The organism is Limnospira sp. (assembly GCF_051859755.1).
In the GTDB taxonomy this organism is placed as follows: domain Bacteria; phylum Cyanobacteriota; class Cyanobacteriia; order Cyanobacteriales; family Microcoleaceae; genus Limnospira; species Limnospira fusiformis.
Genome location: NZ_JBIMLI010000418.1, coordinates 1 through 529 on the forward strand (window position 1 = coordinate 1; position 529 = coordinate 529).

Consider the following 529-nt stretch of genomic DNA (forward strand, 5'->3'; position numbering starts at 1 on the left):
GTAACTATAGGGGGCTGGCCTTTTGGGTCTTCTTAGTCATCTCGTCCTCTCCATTATACGTCCTAACTTTCCTGTCTTGTGCTATACGTCAATCAGAAATATGCCTCTGTGCCCCGCCAAGTCCAGGTGAGGCACAAAAAAACGGGAGGTTAACGATTCAATGTGATGAATTGTGGTCTTTTCGTACCCTGAGGAAACAAACAGTGGATTTGGTTAGCTCTCGACGTAAAAACCCGTGAGATTGTCGGTGTTTACATTGGTGCACGGGATGAAGCCGCAGCCCGCCAATTGTGGGAGTCATTGCCCCCAGTGTATCGCCAATGTGCGGTGGCTTATACAGATTTCTGGGGGGCCTATGAGGCTGTTCTACCGAGTAAACGTCATCAAGGGGTTGGGAAGGATACAGGTTTGACCAGCTACATCGAAAGGTTTAACAATACCTTGAGACAACCAGTGTCTCGCTTAGTACCCAAGACCTTGTCCTTTTCCAAGTGTTTGCAGAATCACATTGGTGGCATTTGGTATTTTA

Annotated in this window: 1 pseudogene; it reads left to right on the plus strand. The window is 47.4% G+C overall.

Annotated features, from left to right (window positions below):
* Positions 1-84: 84 nt before the first annotated feature.
* Positions 85-529 (plus strand): annotated as a pseudogene (locus ACTIE0_RS24965) (IS1 family transposase); the annotation flags it as partial.